This is a genomic window from Glutamicibacter sp. BW78, from assembly GCF_002332245.1.
Taxonomy (GTDB): Bacteria; Actinomycetota; Actinomycetes; order Actinomycetales; family Micrococcaceae; genus Arthrobacter_H; species Arthrobacter_H rhombi_A.
The window spans coordinates 406539-430650 of the sequence record NZ_NRGU01000030.1; the positions used below are offsets into that span (position 1 = coordinate 406539).

Consider the following 24112-nt stretch of genomic DNA (forward strand, 5'->3'; position numbering starts at 1 on the left):
TTACTTCTTCTCTTCGTCTTCTTCGTCGACAACCTCGGCGTCGACGATATCCTCGTCGGGTGCCTCGGTGCCTGCGGACTCCCCTGCGTCACCGGCTGCGCCTTCGGACTCGGCCTGGGCGTAGATGGCTTCGCCGAGCTTGGTCTGCGATTCCTGGAGCTTCTCGTACGCGGCCTTCACCTCGTCGTCGTTGTCCTGGCCTTCGAGGGCTGTCTTGAGGGCGTCGACGTCGGCCTGGACCTCCGTCTTGACCTCCTCGGGCAGCTTGTCCTCGTTGTCCTTGATGAGCTTGTCCACGGAGTATGCGGACTGCTCGGCGGAGTTGCGGGTGTCGGCGGCCTCGCGGCGCACCTTATCCTCGGCTGCGTGTTCCTCGGCTTCCTGGACCATGCGATCGATGTCTTCCTTCGCCAGCGAGGTACCGCCGGTGATGGTCATCGACTGTTCGGTCCCGGTGCCCTTGTCCTTGGCGGAGACGTGGACGATGCCGTTGGCGTCGATGTCGAAGGTGACCTCGACCTGCGGCACGCCACGCTGGGCCGGTGCGATACCGGTCAGTTCGAAGGTGCCCAGCGGCTTGTTATCGCGAGTGAACTCGCGTTCGCCCTGGAAGACCTGGATCGACACGGATGGCTGGTTGTCGTCGGCCGTGGTGAAGGTTTCCGAACGCTTGGTCGGGATGGCCGTGTTGCGCTCGATGAGCTTGGTCATCACGCCGCCCTTGGTCTCGATGCCCAGCGACAGCGGGGTCACGTCGATCAGCAGGACGTCCTTGCGTTCGCCCTTCAGGACGCCGGCCTGCAGGGCTGCGCCGACGGCGACGACCTCATCCGGGTTGACGCCCTTATTGGCTTCCTTGCCGGCCAGTTCCTGGACCAGTTCGGCGACGGCCGGCATGCGGGTGGAGCCGCCGACGAGGATGACGTGGGCGATATCGGAAACCTTGACGCCGGCTTCCTTGATCACGTCGTTGAACGGCTTGCGGGCGCGCTCGAGCAGATCCTTGGTCAGGTCCTGGAACTTGGCGCGGGACAGGTGCTCGTCCAGGTGGACCGGGCCATCGGCGGTGACCGAGAGGTACTGCAGCGAGATGTTGGTGCTGGTCGCGCTGGAGAGTTCCTTCTTGGCCTGCTCGGCAGCTTCCTTCAGACGCTGCAGGGCGATCTTGTCCTTGGACAGGTCGGCACCCTTGGCCTTGGCCTGGGACAGCAGCCAGTCAACAACTCGCTGGTCCCAGTCGTCGCCGCCGAGGCGGTTGTCGCCGGACGTCGAGCGGACCTGAATGGTGGAGAAGTCGTCTTCGTCCTTGCCAACTTCGAGCAGGGACACGTCGAAGGTGCCGCCGCCGAGGTCGAACACGAGGATCAGCTCGTCTTCCTTGCCCTTGTCCAAGCCGTAGGCCAGTGCGGCAGCCGTGGGCTCGTTGACGATCCGCAGCACGTTCAGCCCCGAGATCTCACCGGCTTCCTTGGTGGCCTGGCGTTCGGCGTCGTTGAAGTAGGCCGGGACGGTGATGACCGCGTCGGTGACCTTTTCGCCCAGGTACGACTCGGCGTCGTGCTTGAGCTTCATGAGGGTACGGGCGGAGATTTCCTGCGCGGTGTACTTCTTGTCATCGATCGTGGTGCTCCAGTCGGTGCCCATATTGCGCTTGACCGAAGCGATCGTGCGATCGATGTTGTTGACTGCCTGACGCTTGGCGATTTCGCCGACCAGGACTTCGCCGGACTTGGAGAAGGCCACCACTGAGGGAGTGGTGCGTGCGCCTTCGGCGTTGGCGATGACAGTGGGCTCGCCGCCTTCCAGAACGGAGACGACCGAGTTGGTGGTTCCGAGGTCAATACCTACGGCACGAGACATAATGCATCCTTCTTTCCGGTGGGAAATGCTGGTTTCTCCGCCCAACCGGGGAGGTTGAGCGTTCTGCACTCAAGTCTACTCACGCTCATTTCATTGTCAATTCGAACTTGAGTGCAGTTGGCTCAAGTTTGTTTTTTCGCGGAATTTGGCCCACACAAAAGGCGCCGTTCCCCCGCTGCTGACGGGGAACGGCGCCTCGGTGCCGGACTCGATAGCCCGGTTCATCTCCTGCGCGGGTGGTCAGCCCTTGTAGTTGGACTGCGGAGCCCCGGCGCGACGACTACCGCGCCCACGCCCCGAACGGCCGGCCGCGAGGGCTTCCTGGGTCTTCTGCCCAATGGCCTCGCCAATCGTGTTGCTCTGTCGGCTACCGGATGCCGTGGGACGCGAAGAGGAGGAAGCGCGGCCGGCGTTGGCCTCGCGACCCTCCGGACGCCCCGATCCCTGACGCTGTGATGAACGACTGCGGCCGCCTCCGGAGCGCTGGCCGCCATTGCGTCCGCCGGCGCGCTCGCCGGTGCGCTCATTGCGGGCAGCCGCAGGGCGGCCTCCACGCTCGGCAGCCGGTCGGCCGCCGCGATCACTACGGGGCCGGTCATCGCGTGACCGCTCGCCTCCGTCGCGTCCACCGCGGTTTTCGGCACCGGAGGCCGGGGCTTCGCCCCGTCCTGCCGGCCGGCCCGGACGGGAGTTGCCCCGACCGCCGCGGCGGCGTCCACGCCCACCGGCGGCATCGGAATCGGCCAAGGTCTTGGCACGCGGGTTCGACTGCGGCCGGGGCGCCACATAGGTGACCGATTCGGCCTTGTCGCCGCGGACGGCAACGACTGCCGCCGACTGCGGGCCGACCTTCTCGAAGGGGACCTTGATTCCGGCAGCACGCATCAGGGACTTCACGTCACCTTGCTGATCCGGAGTGGCGATGGTCGCCACCATCCCTGCGGACCCGGCGCGGGCCGTACGGCCCGAGCGGTGCAGGTACGCCTTGTGCTCTGCGGGCGGATCGACGTGGACCACGAGTTCCACGCCATCGACGTGGACACCGCGAGCGGCCACATCCGTGGCGACCAAAACCCTGGCATCCCCGCCGGAGAAGGCCGCCAAGTTGCGGTCGCGGGCGTTCTGGCTCAGGTTCCCGTGCAGGTCAACCGCAGGAACGCCTGCCTTGGAGAGCCATACGGCCATCTTCTTGGCGTGGTGCTTGGTGCGCATGAACATGATGCGCCGTCCGGTTCCGGAGGCCAGCTCGAGAATCAGTTCCTTCTTGGAGTCCGCGTCCACCACGAACACATGGTGCTCCATGGTGTCCACGGCGGCCTGCGAGGAATCCACCGAATGGATGACCGGCTGGTCCAGGTAGCGCTGGACGAGCTTATCCACTCCATTGTCCAGGGTGGCCGAGAAGAGCATGTGCTGGATGCCTCGCGGAGTCTGGTCCAGGATCCGCTTGACCACGGGCAGGAAGCCGAGATCGGCCATGTGGTCCGCCTCGTCCAGCACCGAAACCTCGACGCGAGAAAGGTCGACGACCTTCTGCCGCAACAGGTCCTCGAGACGGCCGGGGCAGGCGATGAGGATATCGACGCCGGAGTTCAGTTCCTTCTCCTGGCGGACCTGGGAGACCCCGCCGAAGATGACCGAGGTGCGCAGTCCTGCGCCCTCGGCCAGCGGGATGACGACGCGGCTGATCTGGGTGGCCAGCTCACGGGTGGGAGCCATGATCAAGGCCCGGGGGAAGCGTGCCTTACGCGGCTTGGGATCCGCGGCCAGACGTGCCACCAGCGGCAGCGAGAAGGCCAGCGTCTTGCCGGAGCCGGTCCGCCCACGCCCCAGGACGTCCTTGCCGGCCAAGGTCGATGGAAGCGTGGCTTCCTGGATGGGGAAGGCGCTATCGATGCCCTGCTCGGACAGGATGGTCGCCAGGCGTGCGGGCACGCCGAGGGAAGTAAAAGAAACGCTCACGGGGGCTGCTTTCGGTCGTTGCTGTGCGCAACCGGGTTCGGCGCGCTATCTCGCCGAAGAAAAAGAATGCCTGGGCCCGGTGATTCTGGGCTCCGCCGGACCTCCACGAGGGTGGCCAGCCTTCCGCCGCAACGTCGTGCCTCACCCAAAGTGGGGCGGCGGCGGGAAAAGGATCAAATCTGTCGACGCATGGCCGGTCTACCGGCAATCCTGCCGGCGGCACGAGCCACAAGGACCCATCTTACCAGCAGGCTTCGTAGCTCTTCGCCTTAGTCCCCGGCTTGGGACAGTTTCGAGGGCCACCAAATGACCTTTCCGAGGTCATGGGCCAGTGCTGGCACCAATAAGGAGCGCACCACCAGGGTGTCCAACAGCACACCGAAGGAAACGATGAAGGCCAATTGGGCCAAGAACATAATGGGGATCACACCCAAGGCGGCGAAGGTCGCGGCCAGGACGACTCCGGCCGAAGTGATCACCCCTCCGGTGACGGCCAAACCACGCAACACCCCCTCACGGGTTCCGTGCTTGAGCGACTCCTCCCTGACTCGGGTCATCAGGAAGATGTTGTAGTCCACGCCGAGTGCCACCAGGAAGACGAACCCGAAGAGGGGAACGGAGGGGTCGGCTCCGGGGAACTGGAAGATCCCGTTGAAGACCCAGGCCGAGACGCCCATGGCCGTCCCATAGGAGAGCACCGTGGTGATGACCAGTAGCACCGGGGCCAGAACCGAACGTAGGAGCATCATGAGAATCACCAGGATCGCCAGCAGGATCAACGGGATGATCTTCGCCAGGTCCTCTTCGGCAGTGACATTGGTATCCAGGGAGATGGCCGTGGGGCCGCCGATGAGTGCGTCGGGGTCCACCCGCTGCGCTTCCTGACGCAGCGAAACCACCGATTGCTCGGCCGCCGCCGAATCGGCAGCCGCTTCGAGGGTGATGGAGATCAGATTCCGTCCGTCCACCTCCTGGGCGGGGCGTTCCCGACCCGGCGCTCCGGCGTCTGCCGGACCGCCACCCTCCGCCTGCAGGTAGGCCGAGGCCACGCCGTCATCCTTCTTCACCGTCTCGAGCATTTTCTCTGCGCTATCGCTGGCGGTGATCAGCACTACCGGGCTGCCGGCGCCGGCGTCGAAATGGCGGGCCAAAACGTCTTGTCCGGTCGCCGATTCGGTCTCACCCAAGACCAGATCGCTTTGGGGGACACCGGTGGCCTTGAGCTGCGTGATGCCCAGGGAACCGACGATGAGCACCAGCGCCGTGGCGATCCAGATCCGGCGTGGATGCCTGCCGACCAGACGGGACACCGAGCCCCAGAGCCCGATCGCTGCCACGGGAGAGGGGTCGAGGTGATCGGCATGGCGTGGGACGAACGGCCAGTAGGCGACCCTGCCGAGCAGGGTCAGGGCCGCCGGGAGAAACGTCAGGACAGCAATCACCGAACAGATGATCCCCGAGGCCCCGATCGGCCCGAGCGCCTTATTGGAGTTCAAATCCGAGAACGTCAGGCACAGGAGTCCAACGGTCACCGTTCCGGCCGAGGCGATAATCGGTTCCACCGCACCCTTGAGCGCCCGGGTGGCAGCCTCGAATCCCCGGTCGCCCGCGGCGATGGCCTCACGATGACGGGCCACCAGCAACAGCGAATAATCCGTGGCCGCGCCGATCACCAGGATCGACAAGATGCCCTGGCTTTGTCCATCGAGCTTGATCCAGTCCCATTTGGCCATCCAGAAGACGGCAAGGATCGCCAGGCACAGGGCCGCCACCGCGGTGAACAACACCGTGAAGGGCAGCAGCAGAGAACGGTAGACCAACAGCAGGATCACCAGCACCGCGCTCAACGCCACCAACAGCAAGATGCCGTCGATTCCGGCGAAGGCCTTCACCAGGTCCGCGGTGAACCCCGCAGGACCGGTGACATAGGCGTTGACCCCGTCGGGGACCTGGTCGGCAAGGGCGGCACGTAGCGAGGCCACGGCGGCATCGGCTTCCATGTCCTCGGTCAGCGGGACCACCATTTCCAGCGCCGTGCCGTCCTCGGAGGGAAAGGGGCCGGCAATGTCCCCGGAGACCAGATTCCCCGCCGCGATCCTCTTCTTGAGCGCGTCGGCGTCGAAGGATTCGATACCGGCTGCGGTTTTTCCTTCGAGCACCACGACGGCGGGGATCGCTTCACTGTCGCTGAACGCGGCTTGGGCATCCAAGGCCTTCGTGGCCTCGGCCGTCGCCGGGAGGAACCCCGCCTGGTCGTTGGTCTGGACCTGGTCCAGCTTCCCGAAGGTCGGGCCACCGATCCCGGCCACCCCGAGCCAGACTGCGACGATCAGGACCGCCAACAGGGCACGAAGCACCGGCCCTCGGCTCCGGTGGCCAGCGCTCGACTTCGTCGGGGAACCGGCATGGGGGTCCTTGGTCTGCTGGGTCATCTCTGCTCCTCGGCATGGGCGGCACGGCCGTACCCGGTGTTCATGATCTCAAAGGATCCTACTTTAGTTCCACCATAAAGTAATATGATTTTCTAGTAAAGATGATCGGCCTAAGCTATCACCATGGAAAGCCACCCGGATCTTCGTCTCGTCGAACTGCTCCAGCAGTTCGTCATGGCCACGGACCGCTACGTGGAGACCGCCGGCTCTGGGCATGGGATGCATCGGACTGACCTCAACGCACTGTCCTACGTCATGCGCTCAGAGCAGGCGGGCCAAGCCCCGACGGCCAGCAACATCTCCGCCGAACTGAACCTGAGCTCGCCGGCGACTTCCGCCCTCCTCAACCGGCTGGCCGCCTCCGGGCATATCACCCGCGACCGCAACGATGCCGATCGCCGGGTGGTCAGGATCCAGAGCACCGCCACTGCCGTGGCGGACGGGAGGGCCATGTTCACCGCGCTGGCCGCAGAGCTCGGCGACGTCATCGCCGGCTACAGCCCCGAGGAGCGTCTGGTCATGACCCGGTTCATGGCCGACGCTGTCTCCGCCGTGGACCGGGCCACGGGATCCCACCGCCACGAAACCAGTTAGCGGGCTCCTGCCCCCTAGAATCTTGGGGTGACCCTCTCCCTTTGGCTTTCACTGCTGGGTGCCTGCATCCTGATCAGCTTCACCCCCGGCGCCGGGGCCATCAACACCATGAATAATGCGCTCAATGCCGGGTTCAGGCGCTCTTTTTGGGGCATCCTGGGACAACAGGCCGCGTTGCTGGTGCACGTGATGATTGTCGCCGCCGGCATCGGGGTGCTGGTGGCCAACTCACCGGTGGCCTTCGCCGCCATCCGCTACCTGGGTGCCGCCTATCTGGTGTATCTCGGCGTGGGTCTGCTGCGGGCCAAACCGGACCCCGACACGTCCGCGGTAGACGTCAGGGCCCACGAATCCGCCCTGTCCATGTTCCGTCGCGGGCTCTGGGTGAACCTCCTGAACCCGAAGGCGATCGTCTTCTTCCTGGCGTTCACCCCGCAGTTCATCCGTCCCGCAGCCCCCCTGGCACCCCAATACCTCATACTCATTGGGACCATCGTTGCGGTGGACGTCCTGGTCATGTGGTTCTTCTTCGCCGCCACGGCCAAGGGATTCCGTCGTTTCACCCGCAATGCGCGCGGCCAACGCATCCTCAACCTCTCCTTCGGGACGTTGTTCATCTTCGTGGCCGCGCTGCTGGTCTTGATGCACCAGTAGCCGCACCGGCCGACGACGCTGTCACCGGCGCGACGGCCCGCCTAGACTGGCATCATGTACAGGATCACGACAGTGTGCACCGGCAACATCTGCCGGTCCCCGATGGCCGAGCATCTGCTCCGTGCCGCACTGCAGGATGCCGGCGTCGCTGGCGTGGACGTCGATTCGGCGGGAACGAGCGACTGGGAGATTGGCCGCCCCATGGACCCCCGAGCCGCCGGACTACTCACCCGCCACGGCCTTGACCCTTCCCACCATGTAGCCCGCCAATTCAGCGCGGAGGACTTCGCCGCCACGGACCTGATCCTGGCCCTCGACACCGATCACTTCGAGGCCCTCCGTCGGATGGCCGGAAACGAAACCGACCGTTCCAAGGTCCATATGCTGCGTTCCTTCGACCCCTCGGTGGCCCAGGAGGCCCCGACCGGACAAGGTATTTACGATCCGTGGTACGGCGATGAGGCCGATTTCGCGATCACGGAACAGCTCATCAACGCCGCTCTGCCGGGTCTGGTGCGCCATATCAGGACTCGGACAGCGGACACGCGTGGCGCGTAGATCACCGGTCATCATTGCGGTCGATGGCCGCTCCGGGGCCGGCAAGAGTACCTTGGCCTTGGAATTGGCCACGAGCCTGCGCATCCACCGCAGTGTTTCCCTGTTCCACCTTGAAGACATCTATACCGGCTGGGACGGGCTCGAGGGTGGCCGCGAACGCTATGTCACCGAGGTTCTGGACTCCCTCCATTGGGGGGAGGACGCCCGCTGGACCTCCTGGGATTGGGTGCGAGACACCGACGGCGAGCGCCGGACCACGGTGGCCGCAGACGTGGTCATCGTCGAAGGTGTGGGGGCCTCCTGCACGGAAGCAGTCCCCTATCTAGATGCCAGCATCTGGGTCGAGGTGGAGGACGACGTCCGACGACGGCGTGCCCTGGCCCGGGATGGCGACACCTTCGCCCCGCATTGGGAACGCTGGGCCGCGCAGGAACAACGGTGGCTGGACCAGGACCCGGTCATCGAACGCGCCGATGTCATCGTGGCGAACCTGGCCGACGGCAGCGCCCCACCCGATGCCTTACGCGCCCTCACCCAGCTGCCGGTGCTGCAGGAGCCCCTGCGGCACGAACTCCAGGCGGCGGCACAGGAGACGCTGCTGTTCCGCAGGATCCCGCTGCCCGAGGCTTCGAGGGCTGCGACCAGCCTCTTTGAACGCCTCTGCCCCGGAGAGCATGCCGTCCTGCTGGAATCCTCGAACGCTTCCACCCCGGGGTCCACCCGCAACCGTTTCAGCATTCTGGCGGATGACTCCGGCGAAGCTGCCGCCCGGGTCGAACACCACGACGGCCTGACCCAGGTCGTCACCGGTTGCGCACGCGCCCGACTGGCCGGCCCGTTTTTCGCTTGGCTGGACCGTAATTGGGGTACCGCCCGGCTCCAAGGGCCGGAGGGACTGGACTGCGAATTCGTGCTGGGCTGGCTGGGCTGGTTGGGCTACGAGCTCGGCCGCGAATCCGGGGCGGTTCCGAGCACCTCCAGCCCCACCCCCGACGCCGCCCTCCTGCACCCGGGGCGGGCCATCGTGCTCGACCATGAACGGGCCGAAGCCTGGTTGCTGGCATTGGAGGCACCGGATGCCCGGGACTGGCTGGATTCCACCGTTGAGGCGCTGCAGCAGCCGCTCTCCCCCGGGGTTCCCCCGGACTCCGGAGCCCCGCTGCAGGGCGCCCCGCCACCAGGTTTTGCTGCGGCGGACACCCGGGAGGAATATCTGGCGAAGATCCTCGCAGCCCAGGACCAGATCACCGCGGGCAACAGCTATGAGATCTGCCTGACCACGGCCCTGGCGGCCACTGCCGAACCGGGGAGCTTCGATCCGTGGCAGCTATATCTGAACCTGCGCGAAACGAGCCCGGCACCCTTCGCCCACTACATCCGGTGGGGTGGCATCGTGGTGGCCAGTTCCTCCCCCGAACGTTTCCTGTCCGTGGACGCGGCCGGGCTACTCCGTGCCGAACCGATCAAGGGCACGCGGCCCCGTTCGGAAGATCCCGTCAAGGACAGCATGCTGGCCCTTGATTTGGCGACGGCACCGAAGGACCGGGCGGAGAACATCATGATCGTGGATCTGCTGCGCAACGACCTCTCCCGCTGCGCCGATCCTTCGTCGCTCCGCGTTCCACGTCTCTGCGCGGTGGAGAGCTACGCGACCGTGCATCAACTGGTGTCCACGATCGAGGCACGGCTGCTCCCCGATGCTTCGCGGGCCGAGGCGGTGGCCGCTGCCTTCCCGCCGGGGTCGATGACCGGGGCGCCGAAGATATCGACCATGGCCATCCTGGACCGACTCGAGGAGGGGCGTCCCCGTGGGGTGTACTCGGGGGCCGTCGGGTACTTCTCCCATAGCGCAGCCGCCGATCTGGCGGTGGTCATCCGCACGCTCGTTGCCCGACGGGACCCCTTAGCCTCCTGCGGTGCCGGGGGTGGTCCTGCTCCCGACGGGCCCTGGCAGCTCAGTCTCGGCCTCGGCGGGGCGATCACCGCCGATTCGGATCCGGCGGCCGAATGGGAAGAAGTGAAGACCAAGTCCCGGGGTGTGCTCTCGGCGCTCGGGGCCGAATTCGGCTTCGAGGCCTGAGCCGCGCCTACTGCAGGGTTGCCGTCAGCCGGGCAACGTTATCCAGATAACGCACGGTTCGTGGACGGCCCAGCCAGTCGTCGAGGGTGAGCAGCGTGCACTTTTCCTTATACGCATCCTGGACCTTGTTGATCTGCCCTACCGCTTGGGGGCCCAGCAGCATCAGGGAGACTTCCAAGTTCAGCGAGAAGGACCGCATATCCATATTGGAGGACCCGAAGACCGCCACCTCGTCGTCGACGGTGAAGCATTTGGTATGGAGGACCATCGGCTGGTGATACCTGTAGATCTTCACTCCTGCCTTCAGCAACTGCAGGTAGTAGGACTGTTGGGCGTGGTGGACCAACGCCTGGTCGCCGCGTTCGGAAACCAGCAGTTCGACTTCGACCCCGCGTTGGGCTGCCGTGGTGATGGCGTAGAGCATCGAGTCATCCGGCACGAAGTAGGGGCTGGTGATCGTCAGCTTCTCCGTGGCCGAATACATCAACGTATTGAACAGGCGCAGGTTGTTCTCCGATTCGAATCCCGGTCCGGAGGGAACAATCTGTCCGCTCTGCTGACCGCAGGGCTCGGGGACGCCGCCTTCGTTCAGATCCGCCAGCAGGTTCTCATCGGTCTCCTGCGACCAATCCGTGGCAAAAACGACGTCCAGCCCGGTGACCATCGGGCCACGCACCCGAGCCATCAAGTCGATCCACTCGCGGCCGATCCTCTGCGAGGACTTGCGCTTATAGCCCGGCTCAATGAGGTTTTGGCTCCCCGTGAAGGCAATTTCCCCGTCGATGACCAGGATCTTCCGGTGGTTACGCAGATCGGGTCGGCGCCACTTCAAATGCAGCAGCGAGATGGGGAGCATCCGCCGCCATTCGATACCGCTGGCACGGAGCCGGCGCAAGAGCTCGCGGTACCCGGCGGTGCGCATCGTGCCCAGGTGGTCGAAGAGGAACCTGACCCGTACCCCGCGGTCGGCGGCATCCTCCAGGGCCCTCAGGAAGGGCCCGGTGAGCTCCGGGTCGTCGCCGACGATGTAGAACTGGGCGTTCACGTAGTCCTTCGCCGAGCCGATGGCCTCGGTCATCTGCCGGATCGACTCGCTGGAATCCTTGATGAAGTCGAACTGGTTGCCCTCCTGGAGCGGGAAGGCCCCGAGATTGCGGTTCAGTTCGATGGCCGAGCGGACCCAGTCGGGGGCATCCGGTGGGCCATTGTCCACGTCTAGGGTCTCGGTGGCGTCGATCACCCGTTGGTTGACGGCGGTTTGCCGATCGATCCGTTTCCGCGAAAGCTTGAAGTTCCCGAAGAGCAGGAAAAGGCCCAGCCCGACGACGGGGAAGAAGAAGATGGACAGCAGCCAGGCCATGGCGGTGGTCGGACGACGGTTCCCGGGGACGACACCGAGCATGACGACCCGGATCCCGAGGTCGACTACCCAGAGGATCGACAACAACCATCCGGGAAGGTCCTGCCACAGGAACAATGATTCGGTCAAGGACGCACCTCTCAACGACTTCAAGACGGTCCAAGCCTAGCGGCAGGAATGAACTGCCGGGGTAATCTTGGCCCATGACAGTCTTGGTGTTCTTGGACCCCTCCACGCCGGCCGGCCGCCTCGCCGATGCCTCCGTCGCGCAACTGCTCGTCACCGATCAGGGGGTCATCCGCGGCGACGGGGTCTTCGAGTCCATGTTGTACACCGCCGGGGCCGTCCGGAAACTGGACGCCCACCTCTCCCGGCTCCGGGTGTCGGCGGCCAGCTGCGACCTGGATCTGCCCGATGAGCAGTCCTGGCGGGCGGCCATCGCTACCGCGGTCACCCGGTATGAACAAGAGCGCACCCCGGGGCCCGAGGACCCCGACGAGGCAGTGGTGAAGCTGGTGGTCACGCGTGGGCCCGAGGATGAGCCCCATGGCACCGCCTGGGTCACCGTCTCCCCCGCCCCGGAGTCGGGACGCCGTCAACGCGAGGAGGGCGTCGCCGTCGTGCTGTTGGATCGTGGGTACGATTCCTCGCTGGCCGAACGCGCCCCCTGGCTGCTGATGGGCGCCAAGACGCTCTCCTATGCGGTGAACATGGCAGCCCTGCGTCATGCGCGCACGCTCGGGGCCGAGGACGTGATTTTCACGTCCAGCGACGCACGCGTACTCGAGGGGCCGACTTCGACGGTGCTGCTGGCCACCCGTGTCAACGGGGTCAAGCATCTGGTCACCCCATTGCTGGAAACCGGCATCCTTCCCGGAACCACCCAGGGCGCGATCTTCGCAGCCGCCGAAACCGCAGGTTGGACGCTCGGCTATGGTCCGTTGGAACCACGGGACCTGTTCGAAGCCGACGCACTCTGGTTGGTCTCCAGCATCCGGCTTCTAGCACCGGTCACCTCCATCGACGGCACAGCGATTGCCCGCGATCGTGAGCTGCATGACGAACTGTCGGCCCTGCTCGAAGCCATCGGATAGGCGCCACCGGCGGGGAAGGAACCCCATGGAAACTACACCTGCTGCACCGATGGCCGAGACCACCTTGGATCGTCGCCGGCTCCTCGCCGTCGTCGCGGTGGCCGCCGCCTCCCTGCTCGGCGGCGCTGGAACTTTACTCACTCCGGAAGCTGCGGTCGCAGCCTCCACCAAGATCAAAACGACGGCGAATCTCAACGTCCGCGCCCGCGCCGCTGCCGCAGGAGCCAAGCTGGGAACGCTAGCGAAGGGCACCACGGTCACCTCCACCGGCCGGGCCTCCAACGGCTGGTACCGGATCAGCTACCGGGGAAAGACCGGCTATGTTTCCCATCGCTACGTCAAGGTTCTCCCTGCCGCGAAGAGGGCCACACCCCCGAAGGTCACCAAGATCTCAGCCAGGGTCAAGACCTTGGCAGCGCTGAATGTCAGGTCCTCCGCTTCCTCGCACGGCAAGCATCTGGGCACATTGACGAAGAACGCTAAATTCACAGCCACCGGGGTCGCCGCCAACGGCTGGTACCGGCTGAGCTATCGGGGTCGAACCGGCTATGTCTCGCACCGGTACCTCACAGCGGACCTGTCGAGCGATCCCGCCTACACTTCCACCCGCAACGGCCTGCCCACCAGTGCTCGGTACTACTTCTCAACCAACGGCTCCGACGTGGCCCATCTGGCCAACGGGGCCCTGATGATCGGAGACCTCCCGGCAGGCACCGTCGCCTGGCGGGACGTGCGATGGGAGAAGAAACATGCCACCCCGAAGGGCTGGTATTGCGTGCGTACCGCAGGGGCCACCGGCTGGGTGAGGGCCAGCACCCTGCGGCGCAGCCAGCCTCGGACCAGCACATGGCCGGGCCGCACAACGGCCGCCCAGATCCGCAAGATGGCCAATGGCCGGCTTCCCTCCGCGAATCTGGTGGCCATCTCCTGGGATCCGGGCAGGAACCTGATCGCCGGCCCCGCCCTCAGTGATCTGACACAACTGAACGCGGCCTTCAAGAAGAAGTTCGGGCGCAACCTGCAAATCGACTTGACCTACCGCACGCGCGGCACCCAGGAATATCTGTACCGGGAGCTGGGCCCGATGATCGCCGCCAAACCAGGAACATCCAACCACGGGTGGGGGTTGGCGATCGACTTCCCCGAGACTCGCGACTACGGTTTCGGCGGCACGTACTACTTGTGGCTCAAGGCCCATTCGAAGAGCCACGGGTGGGTGCACCACAAGATTTACGAACAGGGGTCCCGCTACGCCGAGGCGTGGCACTTCGAGTACATACGCTGAGCCGAGGGAACCACCTCACCCCCAGACCAGGTTCCACGCCCCGGTGAGCACGGCGGCCGTGGTGGCCACCGCCCCCAGGGTGAGGCCACCGGACACCAGGGCCCCGTCCCGCCAGGAGAAGGAGGCGGTTCGCGCCCAAGTGCGGTGGGCCCCACCGAAGCCTTTGGCTTCCATGGTGACCGCCAGCCGGGAGGCCCTACGGATGGCCTGGACCATCAGCCCCAGACTTTGACCTGCATTGGCCCGCAGACGCTGCACGAAACCCCCTTGGGCCCCCACACCGCGGGCACGACGGGCCATACCCAGCGTCACCCACTCCTCGGCCAGCAAACCCATCAGGCGCATCCCGGCCAAGGCACCCAACACGAAACGGTGAGGCAACCTGGCTTGTTGGGCCAGCGCATTGGCCAGATCGGTGGGGTCGGTACTGGACAAAACGATGACCGCGGGAACCGCTACCGCAAAAATCCGCAGACCGGTGGCCACCCCGGAGATCAGCGATCCGTCGCTGATCGTGGCCACCCCCAGGTTCAGCAGGACGGCACCTGCGTCGTTGCCGACCAGGGCGGTGCCCCAGGCGGCAAATAATGCGGCCACCAGCAGTGGCCAGGCCCGCCGCAGGAATCGCGTCGGGGCGATCCCTGCCAGGCGCAGCAGCAACAGACTGGCCAGCACGACGACGGAGGAGGTCACCAGGTCCAGGGAGGCGATCAGGGGCACGGTCCCCAGCACTACCGCAGCGAGTTTGGCCAGCGGGTTGCACCGACCGAAGAAGCTGGCCCGGGCACCTGCGTCGGGTTCCAGCCCCGGCATCCCCCCCGCGGCCCGAGGATCGGTTGCCGGTTCCTCCTGCGTGGGGGTTCCGGGTTCCTGCACGGGGCGCAGGTCGGCGGCGACCTCGAAGGTGGAGGCCCCCAACGCGGCGGCGAACGCCGCATCGTGGGTGACCGCGACGACGGCGACGCCCTCGTCGAGTTGTTCGCGCAGCAGCAGCGCCAGTTCCTTCCACGTATTGGCGTCCTGGCCGAACGTCGGCTCATCGAGGATCAGCAGTCGCGGTCGGGCCGCGAGCACCGTGGCCACCGACAACCTGCGCTTTTCGCCTCCCGAGAGGGTGAACGGGTTCGCGTCGGCCAGATGCCTCAGCCCCAGCCGGTCCAACAGCTCATCGACCCGTTCGGTGATGTGCGCGTCGGTGTACAGCCGGGTCTTCGACCCCGGTGTGCGGGCATGCCGGGGGCCAAAGGCCAATTCCGCGCGGACGGTGGTGGTGACGAACTGGTGTTCGGGCTCCTGGAAGACGGTGCCGATCCGCCCCACGAGTTCCCCGGCCCGCCACGTGTAGGGCCGGTCGGGGTGCACGGGTTCGGTTTCCTCGGGGAGGTCCTGGGCACCGGAAAGGGCAGGCAGTGCCGCGACGCTGCCCCGACGTTCGGGCAGCAGCCCGGCCAGAGTCAGGGCCAACGTCGATTTGCCGGCCCCGTTGGCTCCGGTGATACACAGCGCCTGACCGGCGTCGATCCGCAGGTCCAGACCCGACACGACGGGGGCACCGGAGGCTGTTCTGGATACGGCCAGCCTTCGGGCGCTCAACAAGCCGGCGGCCGGTTCTTTTGCCGGGGCCCGTGCGGGCAGTACGGGCGTGTGGCCGGGGACCCAGATCCCGGCGTCGATGAGCCGTTCACGGAGGGGGCCGGGAGCGAACAGCCTGGCCGGTGCGCCCTGGTAGGCCACACCGCCGCCGGGCTCCAGCACGATCACCCGATCCACGGCATCTGCCCAGGCGGTGAGCCGGTGCTCAACGATGATCATCGTTGCTCCGCTGGCGCCGAGTGCCTCGAGCACTGCGTCCCGCACTTCCAGCACCCCGTCGGGGTCGAGATTTGCTGTCGGCTCATCCAACAGGACGAGTCCGGGGCGCATGGCCAGGATCCCGGCCAGGGCCAGGCGTTGCTTCTGCCCTCCCGACAGGGACGAGGTGGGGTGGTCCAGTGGCAGGTCAAGTCCCACCGCCTGCAGGGATTCGCTGACGCGGGGCCAGATCAGCTCCGGGTCCACCGAGAGGTTCTCCGCGCCAAAGGCGACGTCGTCCCCCACCCGGGCCTGGACGACCTGGGTTTCGGGGTCCTGCTGCATCAGACCGGTCCGGCCGCGGGCTGCCGCAGCCGGTAAACCGTCAATCAGTAGTTCCCCGGCCGAGGCGTTGTCCTCGTCATCCTGCAGCACCCCGGCCAGGGCGTGCATGAGCGTCGATTTTCCGGCGCCAGAGGGGCCGACGAGCAACACTTTTTCCCCGGCCTGGATGTCGAGGTCCAAACCCAAGACTGCGGGCGTCTCCCGCCCGGCGTGCTGCCATCCCCAACCGCGGGCGCGGACCGCAGCAGCACGGACGTCGCCGACCCCGGCGGCCGGTGGAGAGCCGCGGGTTCCGGTCGGTGCATCAGAGGTCATCGATTCACCCTAGAACCCGTTCCTGGGCGGCCTTCCGCGAAGCCATCGAGGACAACGCCCCGGTCCGTGAGAGCGCGCGCGTCAGCGCCCACGACCCCAGGCCGGCGATGATCAGCCCCGAAATGGCCATGAACACCACGTAGGCCAGTTTCATGCTCGCCGTGTATTCGGGGAACCAGGAGAAGACGAAGGCGTCGTTCACTCCCCCGAAGATCCCGGTCAGCATTCCGGCGAACAGGGCCACCGGCAGCGACCAGCGGCGGTAGAGCAGCAGCGCAAAAACGATTTCGGCGCCGAGCCCCTGGATGATTCCCGAGGCCCAGACCGTCCAACCGTATTCCGATCCCAGCAGCGAGGAAACGACGGCCGCGACCATCTCGCAGAACAGTGCTGCGCCTGGTTTGCGGATGATCAGGGCCCCCAGGACCGCGGGGAAGAGCCACATTCCGGCCAGCAGGGCCGATGAGGGCGGGAAGGCGACGAAAATGACGTCGAAGACGTGGTGGGTGGTGTTCCAGGCCCAGAAGATCACGCCGGAGGCCACGGCGATGACGGAGGCCACGACGATGTCCACGACCCGCCAGGTGTATCGGGCGGTCGGTGCCGCCGAAAGGGTGCTGCTCATAGGGTGTTCCTCCTTGGTTTCAAGGAGGGGAGGACTCCGCGGCGGATCCGCGTGTCCTGAGATTCTCGACTCCCTTCGCCGGTACGAGCCGGAGCAGGTTCGAGGGTCTGCGGTGATCCGCACTCTCAGCGTCGAAGTTTCCGGCCGTGGCCGGGCGACGACGCTCCCCTGTCGTAGGTCATTCAGTGGGGCCCAGTCTACAGCGCGTTATGCTGGGCAGGTAATCACCTACCGACGGGAGAATCGTTCGTGAACGCATTATTGAAGATCGTCGGCACGGTCGTGTCGATCGGCGCCGGTTTTGTCGGCGGCAAGCTCGTGGACACCATCTGGTACAAGGTCACCGGAGAGAAGCCCCCGAAGCCGAACGACAAGGAAGCCCAGGCCGAGGCGTCGATGCGTCATGCCCTCGGGTTCGCCGTGGTCTCCGCAGTCGTGGCCGCAGTGATCCAGGTTTTGACCAACCGTGGCACGCAGAAGGCCATTGCCCGTTTCAACCACACGGCCGACGAGGTCTGACCCCTCGTTAGCGACCTTCGTCCAGGCGACGCTGGGCCTCGGAGACCACTTCATTGAGGTCATCGAGGACCAGCGTCTCCTGTTTAAGGTGTCTGGTCCGGTACCCGGCACGGCCGACCATATGTGCTGTCACCGGTGCGGTCAGCAACTGGAAGAACCAGGCCAGCAACAGCACCGGCACGGCGGACCAGGCCCTGATCTGCAGGGCGACGGAGAGCAGCATCAAGAATAATCCGAGGACTTGCGGCTTGGTGGCCGCATGCATGCGGGAAAAGAGGTCGGGGAAACGCAGCAGACCGATGCCTGCGGCGACGGACAGCAGGGCGCCGAGGATCATGCAGATCGCGACCATCCATTCCAGGACGAGGTCCAGCGTCCCGCCGTCGGCGAGGCCAAACACGATCATGGGGATCTCCGATCGGTGACGTAGCGCGCGATGGTGACCGAACCGATGAAGGCCACCAGGGAACCGACGACGATGAACACGATGTGGTTCAGATGCCGGTTCACGACCATATCCACGCAGAGCCCACACAGGATGATGATCAGCAGGACATCCAGGGCCAGGGTCCTATCAAGGATCGAGGGGCCCCTGGCTAGCCGGATCAGGGCCATGACGGCGCCGAGGGCCAGGGCGATACCGGCCACCCACGCGGCAACGAGGATCATGGTTGCTCCTTCATCGGTCGGTTCGTTCGTTCTGCGACGTCGGGCCCGTCGGCACCTTCGGCATTGAGTGCCTCCAGTTCCTCCCGGCTGCCCATCATCCGGATGATCCGGGCTTCGATGGCCCTGACCTGGCGCCGGAAGTCTTCGGCCTCCTGCACCGTATTGATGTCCAACACGTGAAGGTAGAGCGTGGAGGTTGTCCTGTCGATTTCCACGACGAACGAACCCGGGATGAGGGTCAGCACATGCCCCAGGGCCGTGGCCATCAGGTCCTCCTGGCTGCGCATGCGGATACCGATGACCGCGTTGCGCACCTTCGGCCCGCGGCGCAGCACGACCAGTACCACCTGGACGCTCGCCCTGACGATTTCGCGCAGGAACAACAGCGAGAACACCAGGGCCTGCCAGGGGTTGAAGCGGCCGCTGAGCTCAACGGGAGGCAGTTTGAAGGTCATCACCACTGCCAGGGCGATCAGGAACCCGAAGATCAGGTTCCCCGGGCTGAAGTCCCGCCAGAGGGCTCCCCAGACGAGGACCAGCCAGATGATGAGGGGAAGTTCGATGAGGAAGCGGGCGCGCCGGCGTCGTGCTCTGGCCCGGGCGCTGCGGGCACTGGTGAGTAGTTCCGAGGGGCGGGCGGGGCGGGGATGACGGTGGGGGCTCATTTTCCGCCTCCCGCCGGGGAGTCGCCGAGAACTGCCTCAATATAGGGGGTGCGTTCGAGCATCTGCTGCGAGGCCTGGTCGGCCAGGTCGAAGAGCGGGCCGGCGAAGATGGTCAACGCCATGCCCAGTGCCACCAGCACCCCCGTGGCGAAGACCATGGTCGGGGGCAGTACCGCCGCATCCCCCCGTCCGCTGAGGCGGTGCGGCAAGGTCTTGACCCCTGTCGCCCCGATGTCCGGGCGGCGGGCTTCTTCGGCGGCAATGAGCAGGATCGGGTCGGCATCCTCGGCGTCTTCGGCGCGGCGCCAGAACGCCCGGTTCCAGACCCGGGCGACGGCCAGCAGGGTGAGCAGGGAGGTCAGCAGCGCCCCGGCCAGCAGCACCCAGGCCAGCGGTGTGCCCAGGTCCACGCCGCCGCGCAGCAACCCGACCTTGCCCAGGAACCCGGAGAAGGGAGGGATGCCGGCCAGGTTCATGGCCGGGATGAAGAAGAGTACGGCCAGCACCGGTGACAGCTTGGCCAGCGAGCCGAGCCGGTCCACGTTGGAGGTCCCGCCCCGTCGTTCCATCAGCCCGGCGACCAGGAACAGCGAAGTCTGCACGATGATGTGGTGGGCGACGTAGTAGACCGTGGCCGCCAGGGCAACGGCGCTGCCGGTGGCCACCCCGAACATCATGTATCCGATGTGGCTGGTCAGTGTGAAGGAGAGCATGCGTTTGAAATCGGCCTGGGCGAGGGCGCCGAGGATCCCCACGAGCATGGTTAGCAGGGCGACGACCAACAGGGCCGTATTCAACCGCCCCCCGGGGAAGAGCAGGGTTTCGGTGCGGATGATCGCATAGACACCCACCTTGGTCAGCAGTCCGGCGAATACGGCGGTCACCGGCGCCGGGGCTGTCGGGTAGGAGTCGGGCAGCCAGAAGGACAGCGGGAACACCGCGGCCTTGACGCCGAAGGCGACCAGCAGCATGACGTGGAGGATCTGTTGGGTCCCCGGGTCGATATCGGCCAGTTTCCCGGCCAGATCGGCCATGTTCACGGTTCCGGTCGCCGCATAGACCAGCCCGATCGCCAAGAGGAACAGGATGGAGGAGACCACCGAGACCACCACGTAGGTGACGCCGGCCCGGATCCGGGCCGTGGTCCCGCCCAGGGTCAGCAGCACGTAGGAAGCGGTCAACAGGATTTCGAAACCCACATACAGGTTGAACAGGTCACCGGCAAGGAAGGCGTTGGAGACCCCGGCGACCAGGATCAGGTAGGCGGGATGGAAGACCGAGATCGGCCCGTCCTCGTCCCCGTCGGCCATACCCTGGCCGGTGGCATAGAGCAGTACGGTGAGGCTGACCGCTGTGGAGACGACCAGCATCAATGCGGAGAACTCGTCGACGACCATGGAGATGCCGAACGGTGGAGCCCACCCACCGATGATGACGGCCTGCGCCCCATGCTTCCAGGCCGAGACCAGGAGCCAGGATTCCAGGGCGAGGGTCAGGCAGAGGGTCCCGATCGTTGCGGTGCGTTGGGCCAGTGGGTGCCGTCGCAGCACGAAGGCCAGGGCCGCACCCAGAATGGGGAGCAGCACCGCCAGGGGTGCGACGTCGATCGCTGTCAGGTGGTCCATCAGCGGGCCTTCCTGTTGCGTCGCTTATTATTGGTTCCCGCACTCTCCTCGGAGGAGGCCTGCCGCAGTTCGCTGGCGAGCCGTTCCCCGGCGAGTCGGGCGGCAGCGGCCCTGCGTGATTCCTCGGCGTGGGCCGGAACGTTGTCGTCGTCGATATCTGCCGGGAATTCGGAGGTTTCCAGCGCGACTTCGGAGTCCTCCTCGAAATCGAAGGTGTCCTGGGAGGCGACCCGGCGGTCCTCGGCGTCGTCGGTGAGTTCATCCCGGCGGGCGATCACCCACGAACGGTAGATCATCGCCAGCAGGAACGCGGTGACCGCGAAGGTGATGACGATCGCGGTGAGGATCAGCGCCTGCGGCAGCGGGTCGGCATAGTCTTCCGCCGGGGTCCCCTCCTCGTAGAGGGGTGCGAGCCCGCTGCGTCCCCCCGCTGCCAAGATCAACAGGTTCACCCCGTTGCCCACCAGGATGATCCCCAAAAGCACCCGGGTCAGACTGCGCTCGAGCAATAGATAGATCCCTGCCGCGAAGAGCACACCCATCACGATGAGCAGGGTCATGTTCACACTCATCGTTGGCTCCCGGCCCGTTGGACGGCGGCTCGGCGGGGCCGGCGTACGCCGCCGGAGAGCAGCCCGCGTTTCTCGGTCTTCTCGTCGATTTCCGAACCGAGGCTGCGCAGGACGTCCACCACCAGTCCCACGACCACCAGGTACACCCCGATATCGAAGAACGTCGAGGTGACGAATTTCTGTTCGCCGAAGATCGGCAACGCAAATTCCACGACGGCTGTCTGGAAGAGGTCTCCGCCCAACACCAGGGGCACGACGCCGGAGAGGGCCGAGGTGGCCAGCCCGAGTCCCAGCAAGGTGCCGGGGCTGATGGGGGTCGCTTCGGCGAGCTCGAAACGCCCTCCGGCCAGGTAGCGGATGGTCAGGGCGAGTCCGGCCAGCAGCCCGCCGGCGAAGCCGCCACCGGGAGAGTTGTGTCCGGCCAGCAGGAGGTAGACGGAGAAGATGATGATCGTGTGGAAGATCAGCCGGGCGATGACTTCGAAGATGATGGAACGGCGTTCGGGGGCCAACGTCTTACCGGCCACCAGCCAGGCGTCCTTGGCCGACTGGGCGAAATGCCGGGCGGTCGCCAGTGCCGCTGCGGCGCGGGTGCCTCCGGGTTGGGGGCGTGTCCGGCCCACGGATCCCAGTTCGGCTTCGCCGACGCGGTGTCTAATGTCCCCCCGGCCGCGGACGAAGATCAATGAGGCCACCCCGGTGGCGGCCACGGCCAGCACGGTGATCTCCCCGAAGGTGTCCCAGACACGGATGTCGACGAGGGTGACGTTGACGATGTTCTTGCCGGCACCGCCGAAATAGGCCAACTCCGGGAACGATAATGACACCGGGTCGGCGGTCCGTGAGGCCATGGCAGCGGCGGCAATGCCGATCATCGCCACCCCGAATCCGACCCCCAAGAGGGCACGCGCCGTGCGGTGCCCCGTGGGGTTCAACGTCCAGAGTCTGGGGGGAAGGACCCGCAACGCCAGAACCATGGCGACCAGGACGATCGTTTCCACCAACAGCTGGGTCAGCGCCAGGTCGGGGGCACCCTGCAGGGCGAAGATGAAGGCCATGCCGTAGCCGGTGACGGAGACCATCAGCACAGCCAAAAAGCGCTTATTGGCACGGATGGCCGCCAGGGCCCCGACGATCATGCATAGTCCGGCGATCAGTTGGGCGGGGGTGTCGAACCAGACGATGTTCTCCGGCAACGGTGTCTGATTAGTCAGTCCCGCGACGGCCGGGACCACCAGGGCAACCAGCAGGATGACGCCCAGGTAGAACGGCAGCGAACCGCGCTGCGTCCGCCCTGTCGTCCAGACGGAGACCTCGTCGACGGCGTTCAGGGCCCACTTATACATCTGCTCGGCTTCGAGCAGTGCCGGGACCCGGGCCTGCAGGGCACCGAACCCAGACCGCCACCGATGCAACAGCAGGCCAACGACGATGATGACCGCCGAAAGGCCCAGTACCGGGGTCAGACCGTGCCACAGGGCCAGCCGAATCGGCTCGTCGGAGGCGGGGAAGAGGGAGGCGAATCCTCCCACGGCCTCACCCAGTGGTGTCGGGAGGACCCCGAACACCAGGGTTGCCGCGGTCAAAACCGCCGGCGCTGCGAGGAAGGACCACGGGACGGGTTTGAAGGCCGTGGCCGGCATCCCCGGTTTGGAGGCGAATCCGCCCCAAATGAAGCGTGCACTGTAGGCGACGGTGAAGATGGAGCCCACCACCACCCCGAGCAGCACGATGATTCCCCCGGCGCTGTCGGCCGTGGCCAGGAGAACCTCGAGCACCGATTCCTTGGCGACGAAACCGTAGAGCGGCGGGATGCCGGCCATCGAAGCCGCCGAGATGACCGCCACGACGAACAGTTTCGGGGCGGTCCGCCATAGCCCCGAGAGCAGTCTCACGTCACGGGTTCCTGCTTGGTGGTCGATGATCCCCACGATCAGGAACAGTGCCGCCTTGAAGAACCCGTGGGCGAGCACCAGCGCCAGCCCGGCGAGGGCGGCATCTGCTGTTCCTTGTCCCACCACCAGCATGATGAAACCCAGTTGGGAGACGGTCCCGTAGGCCAGAACCAGTTTGATATCTGTCTGCCGCAGGGCCCTCCACCCGCCGACGAGCATGGTGGCCATCCCCAACCCGATCACCAGCCCGTCCCAGTAGGTGGTCCCGGAGAACCCGGGGGCCAGACGGGCCACGAGGTAGACCCCCGCCTTCACCATGGCTGCCGCATGGAGGTAGGCGGAAACCGGGGTCGGTGCGGCCATGGCACCGGGCAGCCAGAAGTGGAAGGGCACCAGCGCCGACTTGCTCACGGCGCCGAGCAGTATCAGGGCGATCGCAATATCGATGAGGGTTCCACGCGAGGCCAGTTCCGGGGCCATGGCCATGATTTCGGAGAGCCGGTAGGTGCCGGCGCTCTGGCCGATCATCACTAGGCCCAGCAGCATCGCCAATCCGCCGAAGGTGGTGACCAGCAGCGCTTGCAGGGCTGACCGGCGGGCGAAGATCCGCGTCCGGGCGAAGCCCACGAGCAGGTAGGACAGGATCGTCGTGATTTCCCAGAAGATGAACAGCAGGATCAGATCGTCGGCGATCACCAGCCCGAACATGGCACCGGCAAAGGCCAGCAGTTGGGCCCCGAAGGGTCCGATGTTGGCATCCTCGCTCTTGAAGTACCGCGCGCAGTAGAACAACACGAGTGCCCCGACACCCAGAATCAACAGGCTCAGGATCGCTGCCAACGCGTCCATTCTGAAGGCCAGGTCCAGCTGCAACACGGGGATCCAGTGGAGCACGAGGCCCGGTGGCGCATTCGGGCCCCCCGCGGGGGCCGACTGGTCGGCTGAGATGAAGGAGTCGAAGTTGGCCAGTAGCCACACGAACGCGACGGCGGGTACGGCGCCGAGCAGATAGAACGAAGCACGGCCGAAGCGGCGGAACAAAAGCGGGGCGACGGCGCTCACCACAAAAAGTGAGATGAGGACCACGGCCACGATGTTCTCCTGAGGGGGTTCTGGGCCACGCATGGTTCGACACTGCAGCACTCGGTCAGGTAATTAATTTAGTTTAACAGTTCATCAATCCGATTCCGTAGAAAACACCTTAATAGACAG

At 65.8% G+C, this 24112-nt stretch carries 19 protein-coding genes and 1 riboswitch; of the genes, 7 read left to right on the top strand and 12 right to left on the bottom strand.

Annotated features, from left to right (window positions below; all coding sequences use genetic code 11):
* From dnaK to CIK75_RS06405, 3 genes are all read right to left on the bottom strand, one after another.
* Positions 1 to 1860: a molecular chaperone DnaK gene (gene dnaK, locus CIK75_RS06395; RefSeq protein ID WP_086997715.1), complete on the bottom strand. Its 1860-nt coding sequence runs from the start codon at positions 1858 to 1860 to the stop codon at positions 1 to 3.
* 240 nt (positions 1861 to 2100) lie between these two features.
* Positions 2101 to 3822 carry a DEAD/DEAH box helicase gene (locus tag CIK75_RS06400; protein WP_086997714.1) on the bottom strand — a complete coding sequence of 574 codons (1722 nt, stop codon included), beginning with the start codon at positions 3820 to 3822 and terminating at the stop codon, positions 2101 to 2103.
* Between the two features lie 269 nt (positions 3823 to 4091).
* Entirely contained in the window at positions 4092 to 6254 is a 2163-nt protein-coding gene (locus tag CIK75_RS06405) for an MMPL family transporter (protein WP_086997711.1), read from the bottom strand.
* 123 nt (positions 6255 to 6377) lie between these two features.
* Between CIK75_RS06405 and CIK75_RS06410 the strand changes: the two genes are divergently transcribed.
* Genes CIK75_RS06410 through CIK75_RS06425 form a run of 4 tightly spaced genes read left to right on the top strand, consistent with a single transcriptional unit; the run spans position 6378 to position 10140 of the window.
* Positions 6378 to 6848 (top strand): MarR family transcriptional regulator, encoded by a 471-nt coding sequence (locus tag CIK75_RS06410; protein WP_086997708.1) that lies wholly within the window; start codon positions 6378 to 6380, stop codon positions 6846 to 6848.
* 27 nt (positions 6849 to 6875) lie between these two features.
* Positions 6876 to 7502, top strand: coding sequence for a LysE family transporter (locus CIK75_RS06415; protein WP_096223391.1), 627 nt, complete (start codon positions 6876 to 6878; stop codon positions 7500 to 7502).
* Between the two features lie 54 nt (positions 7503 to 7556).
* Positions 7557 to 8060: a low molecular weight protein-tyrosine-phosphatase gene (locus CIK75_RS06420; RefSeq protein ID WP_087001297.1), complete on the top strand. Its 504-nt coding sequence runs from the start codon at positions 7557 to 7559 to the stop codon at positions 8058 to 8060.
* On the top strand, positions 8050 to 10140 hold the full coding sequence (locus CIK75_RS06425) for a chorismate-binding protein (RefSeq protein ID WP_241895333.1): 2091 nt from the start codon (positions 8050 to 8052) through the stop codon (positions 10138 to 10140). The genes CIK75_RS06420 and CIK75_RS06425 overlap by 11 nt, the downstream gene beginning before the upstream one ends.
* Positions 10141 to 10147: 7 nt before the next feature.
* Here CIK75_RS06425 and cls read toward each other — a convergent pair whose 3' ends face one another.
* Positions 10148 to 11629, bottom strand: coding sequence for a cardiolipin synthase (gene cls / locus CIK75_RS06430; RefSeq protein ID WP_256382348.1), 1482 nt, complete (start codon positions 11627 to 11629; stop codon positions 10148 to 10150).
* A 74-nt stretch (positions 11630 to 11703) separates the two neighbouring features.
* Here cls and CIK75_RS06435 point away from each other — a divergent pair, with 74 nt between their 5' ends.
* Together CIK75_RS06435 and CIK75_RS06440 are read left to right on the top strand one after the other, a co-directional pair.
* Positions 11704 to 12594, top strand: a complete 891-nt coding sequence (locus CIK75_RS06435; RefSeq protein WP_087001293.1) for an aminodeoxychorismate lyase — start codon at positions 11704 to 11706, stop codon at positions 12592 to 12594.
* Between the two features lie 25 nt (positions 12595 to 12619).
* Positions 12620 to 13879 carry an SH3 domain-containing protein gene (locus tag CIK75_RS06440; protein ID WP_158225907.1) on the top strand — a complete coding sequence of 420 codons (1260 nt, stop codon included), beginning with the start codon at positions 12620 to 12622 and terminating at the stop codon, positions 13877 to 13879.
* A gap of 15 nt (positions 13880 to 13894) precedes the next feature.
* On the opposite strand, the gene CIK75_RS16645 is transcribed toward CIK75_RS06440, so the two are convergent.
* Together CIK75_RS16645 and CIK75_RS06450 are read right to left on the bottom strand one after the other, a co-directional pair.
* Positions 13895 to 16330: an ATP-binding cassette domain-containing protein gene (locus tag CIK75_RS16645; protein WP_087001289.1), complete on the bottom strand. Its 2436-nt coding sequence runs from the start codon at positions 16328 to 16330 to the stop codon at positions 13895 to 13897.
* A 4-nt stretch (positions 16331 to 16334) separates the two neighbouring features.
* Positions 16335 to 16955 (bottom strand): ECF transporter S component, encoded by a 621-nt coding sequence (locus CIK75_RS06450; RefSeq protein WP_087001287.1) that lies wholly within the window; start codon positions 16953 to 16955, stop codon positions 16335 to 16337.
* 53 nt (positions 16956 to 17008) lie between these two features.
* Positions 17009 to 17135: riboswitch (TPP riboswitch) on the bottom strand.
* A gap of 69 nt (positions 17136 to 17204) precedes the next feature.
* On the opposite strand from CIK75_RS06450, the gene CIK75_RS06455 reads away from it, so the two are divergent.
* Positions 17205 to 17474 (top strand): DUF4235 domain-containing protein, encoded by a 270-nt coding sequence (locus tag CIK75_RS06455; RefSeq protein WP_087001285.1) that lies wholly within the window; start codon positions 17205 to 17207, stop codon positions 17472 to 17474.
* Positions 17475 to 17481: 7 nt separating this feature from the next.
* On the opposite strand, the gene mnhG is transcribed toward CIK75_RS06455, so the two are convergent.
* Genes mnhG through CIK75_RS06485 form a run of 6 tightly spaced genes read right to left on the bottom strand, consistent with a single transcriptional unit; the run spans position 17482 to position 24025 of the window.
* Positions 17482 to 17880 carry a monovalent cation/H(+) antiporter subunit G gene (gene mnhG, locus CIK75_RS06460; protein WP_087001283.1) on the bottom strand — a complete coding sequence of 133 codons (399 nt, stop codon included), beginning with the start codon at positions 17878 to 17880 and terminating at the stop codon, positions 17482 to 17484.
* Complete coding sequence (locus CIK75_RS06465) at positions 17877 to 18143, bottom strand: monovalent cation/H+ antiporter complex subunit F (RefSeq protein WP_087001281.1); 267 nt, start codon at positions 18141 to 18143, stop codon at positions 17877 to 17879. Before CIK75_RS06465 ends, mnhG begins: the two co-directional genes overlap by 4 nt.
* Positions 18140 to 18808 (bottom strand): Na+/H+ antiporter subunit E, encoded by a 669-nt coding sequence (locus CIK75_RS06470; RefSeq protein WP_087001278.1) that lies wholly within the window; start codon positions 18806 to 18808, stop codon positions 18140 to 18142. The genes CIK75_RS06465 and CIK75_RS06470 overlap by 4 nt, the downstream gene beginning before the upstream one ends.
* The gene (locus CIK75_RS06475; protein ID WP_087001276.1) at positions 18805 to 20433 is read right to left on the bottom strand and encodes a Na+/H+ antiporter subunit D; all 1629 of its coding nucleotides are present in this window, start codon (positions 20431 to 20433) and stop codon (positions 18805 to 18807) included. Before CIK75_RS06475 ends, CIK75_RS06470 begins: the two co-directional genes overlap by 4 nt.
* Positions 20433 to 21005 carry a Na(+)/H(+) antiporter subunit C gene (locus CIK75_RS06480; RefSeq protein WP_087001274.1) on the bottom strand — a complete coding sequence of 191 codons (573 nt, stop codon included), beginning with the start codon at positions 21003 to 21005 and terminating at the stop codon, positions 20433 to 20435. Before CIK75_RS06480 ends, CIK75_RS06475 begins: the two co-directional genes overlap by 1 nt.
* Complete coding sequence (locus tag CIK75_RS06485; RefSeq protein ID WP_087001272.1) at positions 21002 to 24025, bottom strand: Na+/H+ antiporter subunit A; 3024 nt, start codon at positions 24023 to 24025, stop codon at positions 21002 to 21004. Before CIK75_RS06485 ends, CIK75_RS06480 begins: the two co-directional genes overlap by 4 nt.
* Positions 24026 to 24112: the final 87 nt, after the last annotated feature.